The organism is Nocardiopsis sp. MG754419 (assembly GCF_018207095.1).
In the GTDB taxonomy this organism is placed as follows: domain Bacteria; phylum Actinomycetota; class Actinomycetes; order Streptosporangiales; family Streptosporangiaceae; genus Nocardiopsis.
Genome location: NZ_QOCZ01000373.1, coordinates 1 through 432, shown reverse-complemented (window position 1 = coordinate 432; position 432 = coordinate 1). Strand labels below are relative to the sequence as shown.

1 protein-coding gene is annotated in these 432 nt (G+C 69.9%); it reads left to right on the top strand.

Annotated features, from left to right (window positions below; all coding sequences use genetic code 11):
• Nucleotides 1-74: 74 nt before the first annotated feature.
• Nucleotides 75-432: response regulator transcription factor (locus tag DSY14_RS28170; protein ID WP_211719610.1), on the top strand; the 358-nt coding region annotated here is incomplete at its 3' end.

Genomic DNA, 432 nt, shown 5'->3' with positions numbered 1-432 from the left:
ACCTTGGAGGTGGGGGTGTCCGAGCGCGGTGGTGTGCGGGTGCGGGCGGAGTTTCCGGTCATGGGGGTGCGGTGATGGTGCGGGTGGTGGTGGCCGACGATCAGCCGCTGGTGCGGATGGGGTTGCGGGTGCTGTTGGAGGCGGAGGAGGACATGGAGCTGGTGGGGGAGGCCGCCGACGGTCGGGCGGTGGTCGAGCTGGTGCGTGAGCTGCGCCCCGACGTGGTGTTGATGGATGTGCGTATGCCGGGCTTGGACGGGTTGGCGGCGCTGCGCATCATCGCCGACGACCCGGTGACGGCCGCTACCCGTGTGGTGGTGTTGACCACCTTCGAGCTGGACGAATACGTGTTCGAGGCGTTGCGGGGCGGGGCCGGCGGGTTCCTCATCAAGGACGGGGAGCCGCAGGAGATGTTGACGGCGGTGCGGGCGG